The organism is Rubrivivax sp. A210 (assembly GCF_904426505.1).
Taxonomy (GTDB): domain Bacteria; phylum Pseudomonadota; class Gammaproteobacteria; order Burkholderiales; family Burkholderiaceae_C; genus Rubrivivax.
In genome coordinates this window covers 175588-195785 of record NZ_CAJGBN010000001.1, presented here as the reverse complement: position 1 = coordinate 195785, position 20198 = coordinate 175588, and the positions used below count along the sequence as shown (strand labels likewise).

Sequence of the window (20198 nt, the reverse complement as noted above, 5' to 3'; positions counted from 1 at the left end):
CCTTGAAGAACCCCCGCTTCCTGCTGCTGGCCGCGGCACTGGCGCTCGCCCTTCCCGCCTGGGCACAGAAGGTGAGACTGGCCACGTCGGCTGGCGACATCGTGGTCGAGGTCAACGCCGCCAAAGCGCCCAAGTCGGCCGCCAACTTCATCGAATACGTGAAGGCCGGCCACTACGAAGGCACGATCTTCCACCGCGTCATCGCCGGCTTCATGATCCAGGGCGGCGGCATGACCGCCGACATGAAGGAAAAGCCGACGCGGCCGCCGATCCCGCTGGAAAGCGGCAACGGCCTCAAGAACGTGCGCGGCACGCTGGCGATGGCGCGCACCAATGCGCCCAACTCGGCGACCTCGCAGTTCTTCATCAACGTCGTCGACAACGCCTTCCTCGACCAGGCCAATTCGCGCGACGGCAACGGCTACACCGTGTTCGGCCAGGTGCTTGAGGGCATGGACGTGGTCGACAAGATCCGCGCCGTGCCCACCGCCAATGCCGGCCCTTACCAGAACGTGCCGGTCACCCCCGTCGTCATCCGCAAGGCCACCGTGGAGAACTGAAGCCATGAGCAAATTCGTCCAGATGCAGACCAGCGCCGGAGCCTTCCGGATCGAACTCGACGACGAGAAGGCCCCGCTGTCAGCGGCCAACTTCCTCGACTACGTCGCCAAGGGCCATTACGACGGCACCATCTTCCACCGCGTCATCTCCAACTTCATGATCCAGGGCGGCGGCTTCGCCCCCGGCATGAAGCAGAAGGCAACCGCCGCGCCCATCAAGAACGAGGCCAACAACGGCCTCAAGAATCGCAAGTACACGCTGGCGATGGCGCGCACCGGAGACCCGCATTCGGCGACGGCGCAGTTCTTCATCAACGTCGTCGACAACGACTTCCTCGACTTCCGCGCCGAGAACGCCAGCGGCTGGGGCTATGCGGTGTTCGGCCGCGTCGTCGAGGGCACCGAGGTCGTCGACGCCATCAAGGGCGTGCGCACCGGCAACCGCGGCGGCCACGAGAACGTGCCGCTGGAAGACGTGGTGATAGAAACCGCCAGCGTCGTCGACTGATGGGCGAGCGCGCCGCTGGCGGCGGCCCGGCGGCGCTGCCCTCGCTGAACGAGTTCGAGGCGCCGCGCGCCTGGCACTGCATCGACTTCATCGCCGACCTGCACCTCAACGAGTCCATGCCGGCCACCTTCGAGGCCTTTGCCGCGCATCTGCAGCACACGCCGGCCGACGCCATCTTCATCCTCGGCGACCTGTTCGAGGTCTGGGTCGGCGACGACGCTGCGACACGGCCTTTCGAGCGCCATTGCCTGGAAACGCTGGCTGCCGCCGCCAGCCACCGCCACATCGGCTTCATGGTGGGCAACCGCGACTTCCTGGCCAGCTGCGGCGTGCTTGGCACCACCGGCATGATGGGCCTGCCCGACCCCACGGTGCTGGGCGCCTGGGGCCGGCGCCTGCTGCTCAGCCACGGCGACGCACTGTGCCTGGACGACGCGCCCTACCAGGCCTTTCGCGCCGAGGTGCGCAGCGACGCCTGGCAGGCGCAGTTCCTGGCCCGCCCGCTGGCCGAGCGGCTGCGGATCGCGGCCGAGATCCGCCGCGTCAGCAGCGAGCGCCAGCGCTTCGAGGGCATGGCCGGCGCCGATGTCGATGCCGGCGAGGCGGTGCGCTGGCTGCACGCTCTGGGCGCGGCCGAGCTGGTGCATGGCCACACCCACCGCCCGGGCAGCAGCCTGCTGGCGCCCGGCTTCAAGCGCCATGTGCTGAGCGACTGGGATCTGGACCACGGCCAGCGCGCCGAAGTCTTGCGCCTGACGCGCGACCGCCTCGAGCGCGTGGCACCCGCCGCCGCCTGAGCGCGATGCTGGCGCGCTGGTGGCGGGGCCTGCGTGCGCGGCGCGAAGACGAGGCGCTGGCCCGCCGCGCCATCCCCGACGACCTGTGGAAGCGCACCCTGGTGCGCTACCCCTTTCTGCGCCGCCACGACGCCGCCGCGGAGGCCGAGTTGCGCCGGCTGAGCAGCCTCTTTCTCGACCGCAAGGAATTCGCCGCCGCCGGTGGCCTGCGCCTGACCGACGCCATCGTCGTGGCCATCGCGGCCCAGGCCGTGCTGCCGGTGTTGCGGCTGGGGCTGGCGCGCTACGACGGCTTCGTCGGCATCGTCGTCCACCCCGACGCCGTCAACGCCCGCCGCAGCGTGGCCGACGACGACGGCGTCGTCCACGAATACGACGAGGCCCTGGCCGGCGAGGCGGTGGACGGCGGGCCGGTGATGCTGTCCTGGCGCGACGTGTACAGCGCCGGCCGCGAAGGCGCCTACAACGTGGTCATCCACGAATTCGCCCATGTGCTGGACTACGCCGGCCTCATCCCCGAGCAGGGCCTGGCTGTGCTCGACGACGAGTACGAGCGCTTCTGCGCCCGCGTCGATGGCGGTGAAGTCAACGAGGAAGACACCCTGCTCGACCCTTATGGCGCGGTGGCGCCGCAGGAGTTCTTCGCCGTCGCCAGCGAGGCCTTCTTCGTGCTGCCGCGCGAGCTGCAGGCGGCACACCCGGCGCTCTACGCCCTGCTCGCCACCTGCTACCGCCAGGACCCGGCCACCGAGATGCCGCCGCCGCGCCGGCGCGATTGACTGCCGCTCATCGGCGTGATCGGCAGTTCGTCGCGCCGAACTGGTGCCGGGGCGGGCCCCGCTGCTATGGTGTGCTACATCAGCAACACGCCCGAGGGGGTTCCATGCAAGCCTGGGACCAGAAGCAGCCCATCTACCAGCAACTCGCCGACATGCTGGCCGCCGCGCTGCTGGACGGCGAACCGCCCGAGGGCGAGGCCATGCCCTCGGTGCGGGCATTGGCCGGCCGCTACCTGCTCAACCCGCTCACGGTCAACCGCGCACTGCAGGCCCTGGGCGACGAGGGCCTGCTCGAAAGCCGCCGCGGTCTCGGCCTCTATGTGATGCCGGGCGCCCGCGAGCGGCTGCGTGCCGCCGAGCGCCAGCGCTTCCTGGCCACCGAATGGCCGCGCCTGCGCGAGAGGCTGCGCCGGCTGGGCATTGCCGCAAACGAATTGAACTGGGAGGACAAGCCATGAACGCCCCCGCCACCGATGGCGCCCTGCTGGTGCAGGCCAGAAGCCTGAGCATCAGCTACGGCGCCCGCCGCGCCGTAGACGACCTCAACTTCGGCATCGCCCCGGGCCGCGTGGTCGGCCTGCTGGGCCACAACGGCGCTGGCAAGACGACGTTGTTGAAGGCCATGGTCGGCCTTGCCCGCGCAGAAGGCGAACTGCAGGTGCTGGGCCTGGACCCCCGGCGCGAGCGCGTCGCGCTGCTGCAATCGGCCTGCTACATCCCCGACGTCGCCATCCTGCCGCGCTGGGCACGCGTCGGCGACCTGATCGAGCTGATGGGCGGCCTGCACCCGCGCTTCTCGGCCGAGCGCGCACGCACCCTGCTGCGCCGCACCAGCGTGGGCCTCACCGACAAGGTGAAGACGCTGTCCAAGGGCATGGTGGTACAGGCCCACCTGGCGCTGATCGCCGCCATCGATGCGCGGCTGATGATCCTGGACGAACCCACGCTGGGCCTGGACCTGCTGTCGCGCAAGGCCTTCTACGAGATGCTGATCGACGAGTGGTGCGACGGTCAGCGCAGCGTGATCATCTCCACCCACCAGGTCGAGGAGATCGAGAGCCTGCTGTCCGACGTGCTGATGCTCAACGAGGGCCGCCTGGCGCTTTCCATCAGCCTCGAGGACATCGACCGCCGCTTCGTCGCGCTGAGCCACGACGCTGCCGTGGCCGAGGAGATGGCGGCGGCCCACCCGCTGCTGCGCTACCGCACCGGGCCGGGGGCCAGCGCGTCGCTCTTCGACGGCGAGCCGCCGGCGCACCTGCAGGCCCTGGGCCGGCGCGTGCGGCCCAGCCTGGCCGATCTCTTCGTCGCGCTCACGCGCAAGCCCGAACTCGACCGCACCCAGTTCTGAGCCGGAGGCCCCCCATGTTGCTGATCAAGACCCTGATGCGCCGCGAATGGTTGCAGCACCGCACCGGCTGGACCCTGCTGACCCTCGTGCCGCTGGCCCTGGCCCTGGTGCTGGTGGCCTTCGGCGAGGTGCAGTTCGACGACGACGACGGCCTGACCGAGTTGCCGCTGCCCCTGGTGGCCATGGCCGGCATCGCCGGCGGCACCACCCTCGTCTTCCTCACCTTGCTCACCACCTCGGCCGTCATCCTGAGCGGCCTGCCGCGACGCGACCACAACGACCGCTCCATCGAGTTCTGGCTCTCGCTGCCCGTGGGCCACGCGCATAGCCTGGCCGTGCCGCTGCTGGTACACATGCTGCTGGTGCCGGCCGCGGCGCTGGCGGCCGGGGCGCTGGGCGGCCTGGCGCTCTCGCTGGCCCTGGTGGCGCGCGTGGCCGGCTTCGCCGACTGGTTCACCCTGCCCTGGGGCGATCTGCTGGCGGCCAGCCTGGCGCTGGGCATGCGCCTGCTGGCCGGTGTGCCCCTGGCGGCACTGTGGCTGCTGCCACTGATGCTGCTGGTGATGCTGGCGACGGCGCTGTTCAAGCGTTGGGGCCTGGTGATCCTGGCCGTGGGCCTGGGCCTGGGCGGCGTGGTGCTTGAACGCATCTTCGGCCAGCCCATGCTGGCCGATGCCCTGGCCACGCTGGTGCGTGGCGGCAGCCAGGCGTTGATTGGCGCCGGCGGGCGCAGCCTGGCGGTTCCCACCGGCTCGGGGCCCTCGACAGCGCTTCAAGGCCTGCCGGGCTGGGCCTGGCACGACCTTGGCGCCGCGCTGGCGGCACTGGCCTCGCCCACGCTGGTTGGCGGCCTGCTGCTCGCCGTGGCCTGCTTTGCCGGGCTGGTGGTCTGGCGCCAGCGCGGGGCCTGATCAGGGCCGCCAGATCAGCTTGATCGCGCCGGTGGGCGTGGTCTTGGCCACCAGCAACAGGTCGCTGGCGCGCCCCGCACGCGATTGGGCGCGCAGCAGCAGGTCTTCGAAGCCATCGCCGTCAAAATCGGCGCGCGCCATCACGGTGTAGACGCGCTCGTCGCCGCGCGAGCGCGCCAGGGCCGAGCCATCGGGGCGCAGTTCGACGCGCAGCGCCTTCTCAAAAGCCCCCAGCGTCTTGCCGGCGCGGCGCGCCAGGTCTTCGTCGTTGAGCCGCGGCACGGCCGCGGCTGGCAGGGCGGCCAGGAGCCTGGCATTCAATTGCGCCGGAAAGTGGCTGCCGCGCGCCGGCTGGCTATGCTGCCAGCGCGCCAGCGCCAGGCAGTTGAGCGTGAGCAGGCGGAAGAGCGCGAACTGGCTTTCGGCGATGCGCGCCTCGGGCGTGACCTGCACCTGGGCGCAGCTCTTGAAGGTGATCTCGACGCCGGCGCTGTCGTCGAGCGCAATGTCCAGCACCGCCTCGCCGGCATCCGGCGCCGACACCAGGCCGGCAAAGGCGCGCAGGTTGAAGCTGCTGAAGTTGCGAGTGGGCGGCGGCGCTTCGGCCTGTGCCGCATGGGCGGTCAGCAGCGCCAGGGCCAGCGCCAGGACAGGCTTCAGAGGGGCCAGGCGCATCACTTGGCGGCGGCTTGTGCCGCGGCCAGCAGCAGGCCCTTGACGTACTGATTGCGCGCGGCGCCGATCTGCGGCCTGTCGCACTGCTCGGCCGCACCCTTCCAGTTACCGGCGCGGATCTGCTTGGTGAAGTTCTGGAACACGCTCACCAGCTTGGGCACGCCCAGATTGAAGGCCATGTCGAACAGGGCCATCTGCACGCTGCGCGGCATGGCGTCGAAATCCATCGTCGCGCCCGCGCTCTTGCGGTAGGCGTTGGACAACTCGCCATAGAAGGTATCGATGTGCTTGAGGTTGAGGGCATCGATGTCAGGCTCGCGCATCACCAGCTTGGTGTATTTGCGGTAGTTCGAAGCCTTGAAGCCCACGGCCTGGGCGGCCACGGCGTCGTAATCGGCCTGCTTCTCGGCCAGCGTGGCCTCCTGTGCCGTGGCCACGCCGTTGACGGCCTGGTACAGCGGCACGGCGGCGATGGCGGCGCGCGAGGCGACGAGGTGGCCCACGCCCACCGTGACCTTGCCCACCGAGTCGAGGTAGAGGTGGTTGAGCCGTCCCTCGTATTCCTCGAGCTTGCGGGCAACTTCGGAGCGGATGTCGGCGGGCAGTGGCATGGCGTTTCCTTCCTGAAGGGCTGCGGGGCATCGGCGCAAGGGCCGCGTCGCCGCGCATTCTGGTGCTTCTGCCGTGCCCCGGGCATCCCGCGGATGAAAGCGCCCCGCACGAGAAAAAGCCGCCTGGCGGGAGCGCTCCCGCCAGGCGGCTGGCTGTCGACCGGCGGGCCGGATCGGCCCGCGCGGGATCAGTGGTGGGTGCCGTCGAAGAACTGCTCGTTCTCGGTCGAGCCCTTGAGCGCGCCGGTGGAAGCGTCCTTCTCGATGGTGGTGGTCACGGCGTCGAAGTAGCCGGTGCCGACCTCGCGCTGGTGCTTCACCGCGGTGAAGCCGCGCTCGGCGGCGGCGAATTCCTTCTCCTGCAGCTCGACGAAGGCGGTCATGTTGTTGCGGGCGTAGCCATAAGCCAGCTCGAACATGCCGTGGTTGAGGCTGTGGAAGCCGGCCAGCGTGATGAACTGGAACTTGTAGCCCATCGCGCCCAGCTCGCGCTGGAACTTGGCGATGGTGGCGTCGTCGAGGTTCTTCTTCCAGTTGAAGGACGGGCTGCAGTTGTAGGCCAGCAGCTTGCCCGGGAACTTGGCGTGGATGGCGTCGGCGAAGGCCTTGGCGAAGGCCAGGTCGGGCTTGCCGGTCTCGCACCAGATCAGATCGGCATAGGGCGCGTAGGCCAGGCCGCGGCTGATCGACTGCTCAAGGCCGTTGCGGCTCTTGAAGAAGCCTTCGACGGTGCGCTCGCCGGTGAGGAAGGGCTTGTCGTTGGCGTCGACGTCGCTGGTCACCAGGTCGGCGGCCTCGGCATCGGTACGGGCCAGCAGGATCGTGGGGGTGCCCATCACGTCGGCCGCCAGACGGGCTGCGGTCAGCTTGGCCACGGCCTCACGGGTCGGCACCAGCACCTTGCCGCCCATGTGGCCGCACTTCTTGACGCTGGCCAACTGGTCTTCGAAGTGCACGCCCGAGGCGCCGGCGTCGATCATGGCCTTCATCAGCTCGAAGGCGTTGAGCACGCCGCCGAAGCCGGCTTCGGCATCGGCCACGATGGGGGCGAAGAAGTCGATGTCGTCCTTGCCCTCGCTCCACTGGATCTCGTCGGCGCGCTTGAAGGTGGAGTTGATGCGCTTGACGACCTTCGGCACCGAGTCCACCGCGTAGAGGCTCTGGTCGGGGTACATCTCGCCGCCGCTGTTGGCGTCACCCGCCACCTGCCAGCCGCTGAGGTAGATGGCCTTGAGGCCGGCCTTGACCTGCTGCATGGCCTGGTTGCCGGTGAGCGCGCCCAGGCTGTTGACGAAGGGCTCGGTGTTGATCAGGTTCCACAGCTTCTCGGCGCCGCGCTTGGCCAGGGTGTGCTCGATCTGCACGCTGCCACGCAGACGCACGACGTCGTCGGCGCTGTAGCTGCGCTTGATGCCCTTCCAGCGCGGGTTCTCGGCCCAGTCCTTCTCGAGGGCGGCGGCTTGTTGCTGGCGGGTGAGCTTGGTCATGGGCGGTTCTCCTGGGTTGCTGAAAAAAGACCGGGTTGAAGTCATCGATCCATGCCGTCAGCGTAACGCGGGGCGCGATGGATGTGAAGGCTTATGTCTTATATAAGACAAAAGATTTCACACTTATAAATCAATGACTTAGGCGCACATCCCGCAATGCGGAACGGCGTTTTTCCATATGGCGAATTATGCTGCAGTGCAGCGCAGGGATTTCCCGCAATATGAAATCATCCGCACGATGCGAAAAAAGGGCGAAATCGGCCACTGGCACACGCCAGCGCCTGCGTCTGGCGAGCGGGCTCTCGCCCGGCCCCGGGGCTTGGGCCGGCCGGCTCAGCCTGGCGGCCGGACAGCATGTGCGTGCTGCTTATGATCCGCCGCCATCCAGCCACCGGGGCCCGCATGTCCAGCTTCGCCTTCCTCTCGGACCAGCGCTTTCTCAAGGTCGGCGTGCCCGATGCGGCCACGCCCTATGCCGTGGCCGGCATCGCCTGGGACGGCGCCACCACCAACCGGCCCGGCGCCCGCCTCGCCCCGCGTGCCATCCGCGAGGCCAGCCACATGCTGTGCGACGGCACCCACCCGCTTTTCGACACCAGTCCCATCGGCCGGCTCGGTGACGTCGGCGACCTAGCCCTGCCCAACACCTCGCTGACCGCCATGCGCGAGTCCCTGGTGCCGGCAGCGGCAGCCCTGCTGCGCCGCCACCACATGGCCTGGCTGGGCGGTGACCACTCGATCACGCTGCCGCTGCTGCGCGCCTACCGGCAATGGCTGGGCCAGCCGCTGGCGGTGATCCACTTCGACGCCCATTGCGACACCTGGGAAGACCACTTCGGCGAGCCCAGCGGCCATGGCACCTGGGTCTACGAGGCCATGCAGGAAGGCCTGGTCGTCGACGCCTGCTTCACCCAGATCGGCATCCGCTCGGCCGGGCTGCGCGAGGCGCGCGAGTTCGTCGCCCGGCGCGGCGGCCAGATCTTCACCGCACGCGCGCTGCGCGGCCTGGCTGCGCCGTCCCAGTTGCAGCCCATCACCGACGCCATACGCCGGCGGCTGGCGGCGCACGGCAACCCGCCCGTCTACCTGAGCCTGGACATCGACTGCCTGGACCCGGCCTACGCCCCCGGCACCGGCACGCCCGAGCCCGGCGGCCTGAGCACGGCCCAGGTGCTGACGCTGCTGGAGGAACTGGCCGACTTGCCCTTCGTGGGCATGGACTGCGTGGAAGTGGCGCCGCCCTACGACCATGCCGAGATCACCAGCCAGGCCGCGGCGGCCTTCGTCTGGACCTACCTCTGCGGGCGTCTCGCAAGGGCCTGAACGCTTCGTTTGATCCGGCGCAAGCCCCGCGCCGGCCGCCTCCGAAGAATACCGACATTCCCCAGGAGAAGTCATGAACGCCGCATCCGCCGCCCCCGCCCCGCGCGCCCCGCGCCAGCCCCGTGCAGCCCGTTCGCCGGCCCCGCCGCTGCCGGAGTTTGCCAAGCTCGACCAGGCCCACCGCGCCGCCCTCGAGATGCTGGAAGCCTTCGACCGCCTGATTGCCCATCTCGACGACCGCGGCCTCGACGACACCGCCCGTGCCAGCGCCCGCGAAATCCTCGATTTCTTCAACGGCCCCGGCCGCGACCACCACGCGCAGGAAGAAGCCCAGGTGTTCCCGGTGCTGCTGGCCAGTGGCGACGCCGAACTGGTGCAGCATGTCCACCGCCTGCAGCAAGACCACGGCTGGCTCGACGAAGACTGGCACGAACTCTCGCCCCAGATTGAAGGCATCGCCGCCGGCTACAACTGGTACGACCTGGCCATGCTTCGCAACGCCCTGCCCATCTACACCGCGCTGCACCACGAGCACATTGCGCTCGAAGAGACCGTGGTCTATCCGGCCGCCAAACGTGCGCGCGAGGCCCTGGATGCCGGCGAGAAGGCGCGCACCGCCTGAGTTCCGGCGGCCCCCTGCCCCCATGCAACGGCGCCCCCAGGGGCGCCGTTTTGCTTGGGTCAGCCCGGCCTGGGTGGCGCCTCTCTTAATGCAGCGCCCGAGGCAGGCTGTACGATGCGGCGACCATCCGGCGTTGCCCCAGAGGCGGCGCCTGCGCCTTCAGGAGACCGCATGAACCAAGCCCTGGACCCGGCCCTGCTGCAGGCCGACGCGACACAGACTCAGGCGCTGGACGCCTACTGGATGCCCTTCACGGCCAACCGGCAGTTCAAGAAGGCGCCGCGCCTGCTCACCCAGGCCGAGGGCATGCACTACCGCGACGACCGCGGGCGCCAGGTGCTCGACGGCGTGGCCGGCCTCTGGTGCGTCAATGCCGGCCATGGCCGGCCGCGCATCGTGCAGGCCATCCAGCAGCAGGCCGCCGAGATGGATTTCGCGCCGCCCTTCCAGATGGCCCACCCCAAGGCCTTCGAACTGGCCGAGCGCGTGGCCGCCATCGCGCCGACCGAGCTGAACCGGGTCTTCTTCACCAACTCGGGCTCCGAGGCGGTGGAGACCGCGCTCAAGATCGCGCTGGCCTACCACCGCGTGCGCGGCGATGCCGCCCGCACCCGCCTGATCGGCCGCGAGCGCGGCTACCACGGCGTCAATTTCGGCGGCATCTCGGTGGGCGGCATCGTCGGCAACCGCAAGATGTTCGGCACGATGCTGGCCGGCGTCGACCACATCCGCCACACCCACGACCCGCGCAACGCCTTCAGCATCGGTCAACCGCTGAATGGCGCCGAGGCCGCCGACGACCTCGAACGCCTGGTGGCGCTGCACGACGCCAGCACCATCGCCGCCGTCATCGTCGAGCCGGTGGCCGGCTCCACCGGCGTGCTGATCCCGCCCCAGGGCTATCTGCAGCGCCTGCGCGAGATCTGCACGCGCCACGGCATCCTGCTCATCTTCGACGAGGTCATCACCGGCTTCGGCCGCACCGGCCAGCCCTTCGCGGCCCAGACCTTCGGCGTCGTGCCCGACCTCATCACCTGCGCCAAGGGCCTGACCAATGGCGCCGTGCCCATGGGCGCGGTGCTGGTGCGCCAGTCCATCCACGACGCCTTCATGAATGGGCCCGAGCACCTGATCGAGTTCATGCACGGCTACACCTATTCGGCCCACCCGCTGGCCTGCGCCGCCGGCCTGGCGACGCTGGACACCTATGCCGAGGAAGGCCTGCTGACCCGTGCGTCAACGCTGGAGCCGGCCTTTGCCGAGGCGGTGCATTCGCTGCGCGGCGAGCCCAACGTGATTGATGTGCGCAACATCGGCCTCGTCGGCGGCATCGAGCTGGCGCCGCTGCCGGGCGAGCCGGCCAAACGCGCCTTCAACGTCTTCCTCGACTGCTGGGAACAGGGCGTGCTTGTGCGCACCACCGGCGACACGGTGGCGCTGTCGCCGCCCCTCATCATCGAGACGGGCCAGATCGCTCGGATCGTCGACGCGCTGCGCAGCGCCATCCGCCGGGCGGCCTGAGCCTCCATGGCGTTGCTGGACACCGACCTCAGCCTCGCGCGCAACTCCTATTACGCGGCCACTTCCCCGCGCGAGCCGGCCTTTGCGCCGCTGCAGGGTGACGCCCGCTGCGACGTGGCCATTGTTGGCGGTGGCCTCTCGGGCCTGGCGGCGGCGCTGGATCTGCGCCAACGCGGCTTCGATGTCGCTCTGCTCGAGGCACGCGAAATCGGCTCGGGCGCCAGCGGGCGCAACGGCGGCCAGGCCATCCACGGCCTGGCCTGCGACCAGGAACTGATCGAATTCCAGCTCGGCGCGACCGATGCCCGCCTTGTGTGGGACATGTCCATCGAGGCCCTGGACCTGCTGCGCGAGCGCATCAAGGAGCACGCCATCGCCTGCGAATGGCGCGACGGCTGGCTGGGCGTGGCGCGCACGCCGGGCAAGGCGCGGGAGTTGCTGCGCTCGGGCGAAAGGGCCGAGAAGCGCTACGGCTACCGCATGCAGGGCCTGGCTGCCGGCGAGCTGGGCCACTGGATCGCCAGCCCCGAATTCCACGGCGGTCTCTACGACCCGCGCTCGGGCCACCTGCACCCGCTCAAGTACACGCGCGGCCTGGCCCGTGCCGCTGCCGCGGCCGGCGCACGCCTGCACGAGGGCAGCGAGGTGCTGGTGCTCGAACAGGGCACGCAGCCGATTCTGCGCACGGCCCGGGGCAGCCTGCGCGCCAGCCAGGTGCTGCTGGCCGGCAATGTCTATCTGGGCGCGCTGGCGCCCCAGCTTGCACCGCGCATCATGCCGGTGGGCACCTATATCGCCTGCAGCGAGGTGCTGCCCGAGGCCTTGGCCGACAGCCTGATTCCCAGCCGCAGCGCGGTGTGCGACAACAACTTCGTGCTCGACTACTTCCGCACCACCGACGACAACCGCATGCTCTACGGCGGGCGCGTCAGCTACAGCACGCGCACGCCCGGCCGCCTGGCCGAGAGCATGCGCCAGCGCATGGTGCTGACCTTTCCCCAGCTCGAGGGCAGGCACATCGAGTACGCCTGGGGCGGCTTCGTCGACATCACCATGAACCGCGCGCCCGATTTCGGCCGCCTGGGCGAGCAACGCAACATCTATTACCTGCAGGGCTACTCGGGCCACGGCCTGGCCCTCAGCGGCCTGGCCGGCCGTCTGGTGGCCGAGGCCATGGCGGGCGACGCCTCGCGCTTCGATGTCTTCGCGCAGTTGGGCCACCGCAATTTCCCCGGCGGCACGCGGCTGCGCACGCCGGCCCTGGTGCTGGGCATGGCCTGGTACCGTCTGCGCGATATGCTTGCGTGATCGCGACCATGCCCGCAGTCCCCAACCACCGCCCCGTCGTCCTCGTGCCGGCCTGCAACCGGACGCTGGGCGAGCACCCTTTCCACATCGCCGGCCACAAGTACGTGGACGCGGTGCGCCTGGCCGGCGCCCTGCCGCTGATGGTGCCGGGCCTGGCCGAAGACGATGCCGAGGCCTTGCTCGATCTGGCCGATGGCGTGCTGCTCACCGGCTCGCCCTCCAACGTACACCCGTCGCACTTCGGCGAGGCCGTGCTGGACCCCCGCCTGCCTCTGGACCCGGCCCGCGACGCCTGGGTGCTGCCCTTCGTGCGCCGCGTGCTGGCGCGCGGCCTGCCGCTGCTGGCCATCTGCCGCGGCACGCAGGAGACCAATGTGGCGCTCGGCGGCAGCCTGCACCAGGCGGTGCATGCGGTGCCGGGCCTGGCCGACCACCGTGCCGACGACGCCCTGCCGGCGGCCCGGCAGTACGCACCGGCGCACCGCGTCAAGGTGTACCCGGGCGGCGTGCTGGAAAAGCTGCTGGGCGACCTGCGCGAGTTCGAGGTCAATTCGCTGCACGGCCAGGGCGTGGCGATACCGGCGCCGGGGCTGCGCATCGAGGCCGTGGCGCCCGACGGCGTGGTCGAGGCCTTCTCGGTGCCGGATGCGCCCGGCTTCAACCTCTGCCTGCAATGGCATCCTGAATGGCAGGCGGCCCACAACCCGGTTTCGATGCGCCTGCTGCAGGGCTTTGGTGCGGCTGCACGCCAGTACCGCGACCGCGTGCGGGGCCCCTTGCCAGCGGCTGCCGCCAGCACCTGAGCGCCGGGCCGGTCCCGGCATGCCGATTGAGCCAGACTGCCGAGACCGCACATGACATCGAGAGACCATTTCACCTTTGCCGAGCTGGAACAGTGGCTGGACCAGCACCGCGTCACCGAGATCGAGTGCCTGGTGCCCGACCTCACCGGCGTGGCCCGCGGCAAGATCCTGCCGCGCCAGAAGTTCACCGAAGACCGCGGCATGCGCCTGCCCGAGGCCGTGGTGGCGATGGGCGTGACGGGCGAGTTCCCCGAAGAGGGGCCTTACTACGACGTCATCAAGCCCACCGACCGCGACATGCATCTGCGGCCCGACCCGACCACGGTGCGCATCGTGCCCTGGGCCACCGACCCCACGGCCCAGGTCATCCACGACTGCTATGACCGCCAGGGCGTGCTCGTGCCCTTCGCGCCGCGCTCGGTGCTGCGCCGCGTGTGCGACCTGTACGCCGCCGAGGGCTGGGACCCGGTGGTCGCGCCCGAGCTCGAGTTCTACCTGGTGGCGCGCAACACCGACCCCGACGTTCCGCTCAAGCCGCCCATCGGCCGCAGCGGGCGCAGCGAGACGAGCCGCCAAGCCTATTCCATCGACGCAGTGAACGAATTCGACCCGCTGTTCGAGGACGTCTACGACTACTGCGACAAGATGGAGCTGAACGTGGACACGCTGATCCACGAGGTCGGCGCCGGGCAGATGGAAATCAACTTCTTCCACGCCCACCCGCTGGGCCTGGCCGACGAGGTCTTCATGTTCAAGCGCACGGTGCGCGAGGCGGCGCTGCGCCACGACATGTTCGCCACCTTCATGGCCAAGCCCATAGCCGGCGAACCCGGCAGCGCCATGCACATTCACCAGAGCGTCATCAACCAGGCCACCGGCCGCAACCTGTTCAGCAACGAAGACGGCAGCGCCAGCCGAGAGTTCTACTGGTTCATCGGTGGGCTGCAGAAATACATCCCGGCGGCCATGGCGCTGTTTGCGCCCTACGTCAACAGCTACCGCCGCCTGGTGCGCGGCGTGGCCGCGCCCATCAACATCCAGTGGGGCACGGACAACCGCACCGTGGGCATACGCAGCCCGGTGGCCGAGCCGGTGGCGCGGCGCATCGAGAACCGCGTCATCGGCGCCGACGCCAACCCCTATGTGGCGCTGGCTGCCACCCTGGCCTGCGGCTACCTGGGCATCAAGAACCGCATCGAGCCCACGGCCGAGTGCAAGGGCGACGCCTACCTGGGCGATTTCCAGCTGCCGCGCAGCCTGGGCGAGGCGTTGATCCTGCTGCGCGCCGAGCGCGACTTGGCGGCGGTGATGGGCGAGTCCTTCGTCACCGTCTACACCGAGGTCAAGGAGATCGAGTACGCCGAGTTCATGAAGGTGATTTCGCCGTGGGAGCGCGAGCACCTGCTTCTCCACGTCTGACCCCGCCAGGAGCCCCGCCCATGACCCGCAGCACCCAAGAGTGGCAGGCCGCCGACGCGGCACATTTCCTCCACCCCTTCACCGATTTCCAGGGCCTGGCCCGCAAGGGCTCGCGCGTGATCACGCGCGCCGAAGGCATCTACATCTGGGACAGCGAGGGCCACAAGATCCTCGACGCCATGAGCGGCCTGTGGTGCGTCAATGTCGGCTACGGCCAGCAAGCGCTGATCGATGCCGCCACCCGGCAGCTGCGCGAACTGCCCTTCTACAACGCCTTCTTCCAGACCGCCACCCCGCCGGCCATCGCGCTGGCCGAGTTGCTGGCCGAGGTGGCGCCTGCCGGCTTCGAACATGTCTTCTTCGCCGGCTCGGGCTCGGAGGGCAACGACACCGTGGTGCGCATGGTGCGCCGCTACTGGGACCTGCTGGGCCAGCCCGGACGCCAGATCATCATCAGCCGCCACAACGCCTACCACGGCAGCACCATGGCCGGCGCCTCGCTGGGCGGCATGAGCGGCATGCACGCCCAGGGCGGCCTGCCGATACCCGGCATCGAGCACATCCAGCAGCCCTATTGGTGGGAGCACGGCCGGCCGCAGGGCCTCACCCGCGAGGCCTTCGGCCTCATGGCGGCGCACTGGCTGGAAGAGCGCATCCTCGCCCTCGGCCCCGAGAACGTGGCGGCCTTCATCGGCGAGCCCATCCAGGGCGCGGGCGGCGTGATCATCCCGCCTTCCACCTACTGGCCCGAGGTGCAGCGCATCTGTGATCGCCATGGCATCCTGCTCGTCAGCGACGAGGTCATCTGCGGCTTCGGCCGCACCGGGCGCTGGTTCGGCTGCGAGACCCAGGGCTTCAGGCCCGACCTGATGACCTTTGCCAAGGGCGTTACCAGCGGCTACATCCCGCTCGGCGGCGTGCTGGTGGGCGAGCGCATCGCCCGCGTGCTGATCGAGAAAGGCGGCGAGTTCAACCACGGCTACACCTATTCAGGCCACCCGGTGGCCTGCGCCGTGGGCCTGGCCAACCTGGGCCTGATCCGCGAGCTGGGCCTGGTGGAGCGCGTGCGTGACGATGTCGGCCCGTATCTTGCTGAAGCCTATGCGTCGCTGGGGGCGCACCCGCTGGTGGGTGATGCCGAGACCTGCGGCCTGATGGGGGCCCTGCTGCTCGTGAAGGACAAGTCCACCGGGGAGGCCTTCCCCGAGGCACTGGAGATCGGCATGGTCTGCCGCGGCCACTGCTTCCGCGAAGGCTTGATCATGCGCGCCGTCGGCGACCGCATGATCGTGGCGCCACCGCTGGTGATCACGCGCGCCCAGATCGACGAGATGGTGGCCCTCATCCGCCGCTGCCTGGACCTGACCTTGGCCGATGCCCAGCGCGAAGGCTGGCTGTGCTGATCGTTCCCCCCGATGGCCCGCCCCCCATGTTTGCCTAGACTCCCCGCCCAACAAACCCCATTCCACGCCGTCCCGGAGGTTGCCGCATGAACCCGAAGTCGCTCGTCCTCGCCCTCGCACTGGCCCTGTCGGCGACCGCGCCGATGGCCCAGGAGGAGGACAAGGTCCTCAACATCTACAACTGGAGCGACTACATCGCCGAGGACACGCTGCGCAACTTCGAGAAGGAAACCGGAATCAAGGTGCGCTACGACAATTTCGACAACAACGAAATCGTCCACGCCAAGCTGGTGGCGGGCAAGACGGGCTACGACATCGTCGTGCCCTCGTCGCACTGGGCCAAGCTGCAGATTGACGGCGGCCTGCTGCGCAAGATCGACAAGGCGCAGGTTCCCAACCTGAAGAACCTCGACACCGCGGTGCAGGCGCAGCTTGCGCGCATGGACCCGGGCAACGACTACATGGTCAACTGGCTCTGGGGCTACACCACGGTGGGCATCAATGTCGACAAGGTCAAGGCGGCGCTGGGCAGCACGCCCATGCCCGAGAACGCCTGGGACCTGGTCTTCAAGCCCGAGTACATCAGCAAGCTCAAGGGCTGCGGCGTGTCCTTCCTCGACTCGGCCACCGAAGTCGTGCCGGCCGCCCTGCACTACCTGGGCAAGGCCTCGTTCAGCAAGAACACCGGCGACTACGCCGCTGCCGCCGCGCTGCTGAAGTCGGTGCGTCCCCATGTCACGCTGTTCAGTTCATCGGGCTACATCAACGACATGGCCAGCGGCTCGGTCTGCGTGGCCCTGGGCTGGAGCGGCGACATCAACATCGCGCGCCAGCGTGCCATCGACGGCAAGACCGGCCAGAACATCCAGGCCCTGCTGCCCAAGACCGGCGGCCTGCTCTTCTTCGACGTGATGGTGATCCCGGCCGATGCACCACGTCCGGGCAACGCGCACAAGTTCATCAACTACATGCTGCGCCCCGAGGTGCATGCCGGCCTCACCAACAAGGTGTTCTACGCCAACCCGAACAGCGAATCGCGCAAGTTCGTCAAGCCCGAGGTCGCGAGCAACCCCACCGTCTTCCTCGCGCCGGCCGAACTGTCCAGGATGGTGCCGCCCGATTCGCTGAACAACGACCTGCGCCGCCTGATGACGCGCACCTACACGTCTTTCAAGACCGGGCTTTGATCGACAGCCACTGAGTCCCATCGAGATCCGAAGCGACCCCATGTCAGACCCGTCCGCCGCGCCCGCGTTCCTGCAGATCCGCGACATCGTCAAGGATTTCGGCGGCTTCAAGGCCGTCAACAACGTCAGCCTCGACATCGCCAAGGGTGAGATCTTCGCCCTGCTCGGCTCGTCGGGCTGCGGCAAGAGCACGCTGCTGCGCATGCTGGCCGGCTTCGAGACGCCCACCTCGGGCCGCATCGTGCTGGACGGGCGCGACCTCGCCGATCTGCCGCCCTACGAGCGGCCGATGAACATGATGTTCCAGAGCTATGCGCTCTTCCCCCACCTCACGGTGTGGGACAACATCGCCTTCGGCCTGCGGCGCGAGGGCCTGCCGCGCGAGCAGGTGGACGCGCGTGTCGAGGCCATGCTCAAGCTGGTGCAGCTGGCCAAGTACGCCAAGCGCAAGCCACACCAGCTTTCGGGCGGCCAGCAGCAGCGCGTGGCGCTGGCGCGCAGCCTGGCCAAGCAGCCGCAGATGCTGCTGCTGGACGAACCGCTGGGCGCGCTCGACAAGAAGCTGCGCGAAGAGACGCAGATCGAACTCGTCAACATCATCGAGCAGGTGGGCGTGACCTGCGTGATGGTGACGCATGACCAGGAAGAAGCCATGACCATGGCCAGCCGCATCGCGGTGATGAGCGAGGGCCGCTTCCTGCAGGTGGGTGCGCCGGGCGAGATCTACGAAACCCCGGCCACGCGCTTCGTGGCCGACTTCATCGGCAACGTCAACCTGATGGAAGGCACGCTCGATGTCGACGAAGCCGACCACTGCGTGATCGGCTGCGCCGACACCCGCCACTACGTGGGCCACGGCATCACCGGCACCGCCGGCATGGCGGTCACGGTGGCGCTGCGACCCGAGAAGATCCACCTCTCGCGCCAGCAGCCGGCCGACGAGTACAACCGCGCCGTCGGCACCATCAAGGAGATGTCCTACTTCGGCAGCCACACGGTCTACCACCTGCTGCTGGCCAGCGGGGCGAAGCTGAAGGTGAGCCAGGCCAATCTGCAGCGCCACCGCGACGACCAGTTCACCTGGGGTGATCAGGTCTGGGCCCACTGGTCGCGCTCGGCCCATGTGGTGCTGACGCAGTAGCCGCGATGGACAGCCTGAAGGCCCTCTTCAGCGGGCGCCGCTTCGTCATCGGCGTGCCCTTCGTGGTGCTGCTCGTCTTCTTCCTGCTGCCCTTTGTCATCGTCGGCAAGATCAGCGTCTCCGAGATGGAGGCGGTGAGTTTCAAGAGCCTGCTCACTTTCGCCGACGGCGTGATGACGCTGAGCATCAAGTTCGGCAACTACGTCTTCATCACCGAGGACGCGCTCTACTTCAAGACCTACCTGGCAAGCCTGAAGTACGCGCTGGCGACGATGCTGCTTTGCCTGTTCATCGGCTACCCCTTCGCCTACTTCATGGCGCGGGCACGCGGCACGCTGCAGCCGGCGCTCCTGATGCTGGTGATGCTGCCCTTCTGGACCAGCTTTCTGCTGCGCGTCTACGCCTGGCGCGGCCTGCTCACCGAAGGCGGCTGGGTGGCCGATCTCATCACCGGCCTGGGCCTTGATCAGTTGCTGCTGGCCGCCGGCCTGATCAGCGCACCCGGCAAGCTGATGCACACGCCCTTTTCGCTGGTGCTGGGCATGACCTACACCTACCTGCCCTTCATGATCCTGCCGCTGTTCAGCAACCTGGCCAAGATGGACCTGCGCCTGCTCGAAGCGGCGGCCGACCTGGGTGCCACGCCCTGGGTGGCGTTCTGGAAGATCACGGTGCCGCTGTCCAAGGCCGGCATCATCGCCGGCAGCATGCTGGTCTTCATACCTTGCGTCGGCGAATTCGTGATTCCCGAGTTGCTGGGGGGCCCCGAGACCCTGATGATCGGCCGGGTGCTCTGGGACGAGTTCTTCAGCAACAACGACTGGCCCATGGCCAGCAGCGTGGCCGTGGTGATGGTGCTGCTCATCATCGTGCCCCTGGCCATCTTCAACAAGTACCAGGCCGAGGCCCAGGAGGCGGGACGATGACTGCCGCCACCTTCAACCGCTGGTTCGGCCGCGGCTGGTTGGGCCTGGGCTATGTCTTCCTGTACGTGCCCATCGTGGCGCTGGTGATCTATTCCTTCAACGATTCGCCCATCCCCAACGTCTGGCGCGGCTTCACGCTCAAGTGGTACGCCGCGCTCATGCACGACGAGGAACTGCTGGCTGGCCTGGCGCTGAGCCTGAAGATCGCCTTTCTCACCGCCTGCGGCTCGGTGGTGCTGGGCACCTTCGCGGCCTTCGCGCTGGTGAAGTACCGGCGCTTCTGGGGCCGCACGGTGTTCAGCGGCATGGTCAATGCGCCGCTGGTGATGCCCGAGGTGGTGGTGGGCCTGTCGCTGCTGCTGATGCTGGTGAGCGTGCAGCGCGCCATCGGTTTCCCCGAGCGCGGCCTGCTCACCATCTGGTTCGGCCACCTGCTGCTGGGCATGGCCTATGCCACCGTGGTGGTGCAGGCGCGGCTGCAGGATTTGAACCCCCAGCTCGAAGAGGCGGCGATGGACCTGGGCGCGCGCCCGCACCAGGTGTTCTGGCTGGTCACGCTGCCGATGATTGCCCAGAGCCTGGTCTCGGCCTGGCTGCTGACCTTCACGCTCTCGCTCGACGACGTCGTGCTCTCGGCCTTTCTGTCCGGCCCCGGCTCCACCACCATGCCGCTGGTGATCTTCTCGCGCGCCCGCCTGGGGCTCAACCCCAGCGTCAACGCGGTCGCCACGCTGATCATCGTCATCGTCTCGGTCGGCGTCGTCGCCGCGAGCTATTTCATCGCCCGCGCCGAGCGCCGGCGCCTGCGCGAAATGACCCTGGCCAGCCGCGGTTGAAGCCGCCGAGCGCGCCACCCGAAACCCGAA

General features: G+C 68.8%; 21 protein-coding genes. 18 read left to right on the top strand and 3 right to left on the bottom strand.

The annotated features are described in order from the left end of the window. Nucleotides 1–2: 2 nt before the first annotated feature. The 7 genes from JMV16_RS00865 to JMV16_RS00835 all read left to right on the top strand — a co-directional run bounded on the left by JMV16_RS00865 (nt 3) and on the right by JMV16_RS00835 (nt 4906). Nucleotides 3–560, top strand: a complete 558-nt coding sequence (locus JMV16_RS00865; protein ID WP_201492266.1) for a peptidylprolyl isomerase — start codon at nt 3–5, stop codon at nt 558–560. Between the two features lie 4 nt (nt 561–564). Further along, complete coding sequence (locus JMV16_RS00860) at nt 565–1068, top strand: peptidylprolyl isomerase (protein ID WP_201492265.1); 504 nt, start codon at nt 565–567, stop codon at nt 1066–1068. After that, nucleotides 1068–1865 carry a UDP-2,3-diacylglucosamine diphosphatase gene (locus JMV16_RS00855; RefSeq protein ID WP_201492264.1) on the top strand — a complete coding sequence of 266 codons (798 nt, stop codon included), beginning with the start codon at nt 1068–1070 and terminating at the stop codon, nt 1863–1865. The genes JMV16_RS00860 and JMV16_RS00855 overlap by 1 nt, the downstream gene beginning before the upstream one ends. Before the next feature lie 5 nt (nt 1866–1870). Then, nucleotides 1871–2644, top strand: a complete 774-nt coding sequence (locus tag JMV16_RS00850; RefSeq protein WP_201492263.1) for a zinc-dependent peptidase — start codon at nt 1871–1873, stop codon at nt 2642–2644. Between the two features lie 104 nt (nt 2645–2748). After that, nucleotides 2749–3102 carry a GntR family transcriptional regulator gene (locus JMV16_RS00845; protein ID WP_201492262.1) on the top strand — a complete coding sequence of 118 codons (354 nt, stop codon included), beginning with the start codon at nt 2749–2751 and terminating at the stop codon, nt 3100–3102. Further along, nucleotides 3099–3995: an ABC transporter ATP-binding protein gene (locus JMV16_RS00840; protein ID WP_201492261.1), complete on the top strand. Its 897-nt coding sequence runs from the start codon at nt 3099–3101 to the stop codon at nt 3993–3995. Before JMV16_RS00845 ends, JMV16_RS00840 begins: the two co-directional genes overlap by 4 nt. A gap of 14 nt (nt 3996–4009) precedes the next feature. Further along, nucleotides 4010–4906: a hypothetical protein gene (locus JMV16_RS00835; RefSeq protein WP_201492260.1), complete on the top strand. Its 897-nt coding sequence runs from the start codon at nt 4010–4012 to the stop codon at nt 4904–4906. Here the strand turns inward: JMV16_RS00835 and JMV16_RS00830 are convergent, their stop codons facing one another. The 3 genes from JMV16_RS00830 to aceA all read right to left on the bottom strand — a co-directional run bounded on the left by JMV16_RS00830 (nt 4907) and on the right by aceA (nt 7679). Then, nucleotides 4907–5581, bottom strand: a complete 675-nt coding sequence (locus tag JMV16_RS00830; protein ID WP_201492259.1) for a hypothetical protein — start codon at nt 5579–5581, stop codon at nt 4907–4909. Further along, complete coding sequence (locus JMV16_RS00825; protein ID WP_201492258.1) at nt 5581–6192, bottom strand: hypothetical protein; 612 nt, start codon at nt 6190–6192, stop codon at nt 5581–5583. Before JMV16_RS00825 ends, JMV16_RS00830 begins: the two co-directional genes overlap by 1 nt. 188 nt (nt 6193–6380) lie before the next feature. After that, a complete protein-coding gene (gene aceA / locus JMV16_RS00820; RefSeq protein ID WP_201492257.1) occupies nt 6381–7679 on the bottom strand; it encodes an isocitrate lyase in 1299 nt (432 codons plus the stop codon). A 402-nt stretch (nt 7680–8081) separates the two neighbouring features. Between aceA and speB the strand changes: the two genes are divergently transcribed. From speB to JMV16_RS00765, 11 genes are all read left to right on the top strand, one after another. Further along, on the top strand, nt 8082–9002 hold the full coding sequence (speB, locus tag JMV16_RS00815; protein WP_201492256.1) for an agmatinase: 921 nt from the start codon (nt 8082–8084) through the stop codon (nt 9000–9002). 73 nt (nt 9003–9075) lie between these two features. Then, nucleotides 9076–9624, top strand: a complete 549-nt coding sequence (locus JMV16_RS00810) for a hemerythrin domain-containing protein (RefSeq protein WP_201492255.1) — start codon at nt 9076–9078, stop codon at nt 9622–9624. 171 nt (nt 9625–9795) lie between these two features. Beyond that, nucleotides 9796–11145: an aspartate aminotransferase family protein gene (locus JMV16_RS00805; RefSeq protein ID WP_201492254.1), complete on the top strand. Its 1350-nt coding sequence runs from the start codon at nt 9796–9798 to the stop codon at nt 11143–11145. A 6-nt stretch (nt 11146–11151) separates the two neighbouring features. Then, nucleotides 11152–12453: an NAD(P)/FAD-dependent oxidoreductase gene (locus JMV16_RS00800; protein WP_201492253.1), complete on the top strand. Its 1302-nt coding sequence runs from the start codon at nt 11152–11154 to the stop codon at nt 12451–12453. Between the two features lie 8 nt (nt 12454–12461). Then, entirely contained in the window at nt 12462–13256 is a 795-nt protein-coding gene (locus JMV16_RS00795) for a gamma-glutamyl-gamma-aminobutyrate hydrolase family protein (protein WP_201492252.1), read from the top strand. Nucleotides 13257–13307: 51 nt separating this feature from the next. Beyond that, complete coding sequence (locus JMV16_RS00790) at nt 13308–14675, top strand: glutamine synthetase family protein (protein ID WP_201492251.1); 1368 nt, start codon at nt 13308–13310, stop codon at nt 14673–14675. Between the two features lie 20 nt (nt 14676–14695). After that, entirely contained in the window at nt 14696–16078 is a 1383-nt protein-coding gene (locus JMV16_RS00785; protein ID WP_201492250.1) for an aspartate aminotransferase family protein, read from the top strand. Between the two features lie 86 nt (nt 16079–16164). After that, entirely contained in the window at nt 16165–17265 is a 1101-nt protein-coding gene (locus tag JMV16_RS00780) for a polyamine ABC transporter substrate-binding protein (RefSeq protein WP_201492249.1), read from the top strand. A 40-nt stretch (nt 17266–17305) separates the two neighbouring features. Beyond that, a complete protein-coding gene (locus JMV16_RS00775) occupies nt 17306–18406 on the top strand; it encodes an ABC transporter ATP-binding protein (RefSeq protein WP_201492248.1) in 1101 nt (366 codons plus the stop codon). 5 nt (nt 18407–18411) lie between these two features. Beyond that, on the top strand, nt 18412–19332 hold the full coding sequence (locus JMV16_RS00770; protein WP_201492247.1) for an ABC transporter permease: 921 nt from the start codon (nt 18412–18414) through the stop codon (nt 19330–19332). Further along, a complete protein-coding gene (locus JMV16_RS00765) occupies nt 19329–20168 on the top strand; it encodes an ABC transporter permease (protein ID WP_201492246.1) in 840 nt (279 codons plus the stop codon). The genes JMV16_RS00770 and JMV16_RS00765 overlap by 4 nt, the downstream gene beginning before the upstream one ends. The last annotated feature ends 30 nt before the right edge of the window (nt 20169–20198 follow it).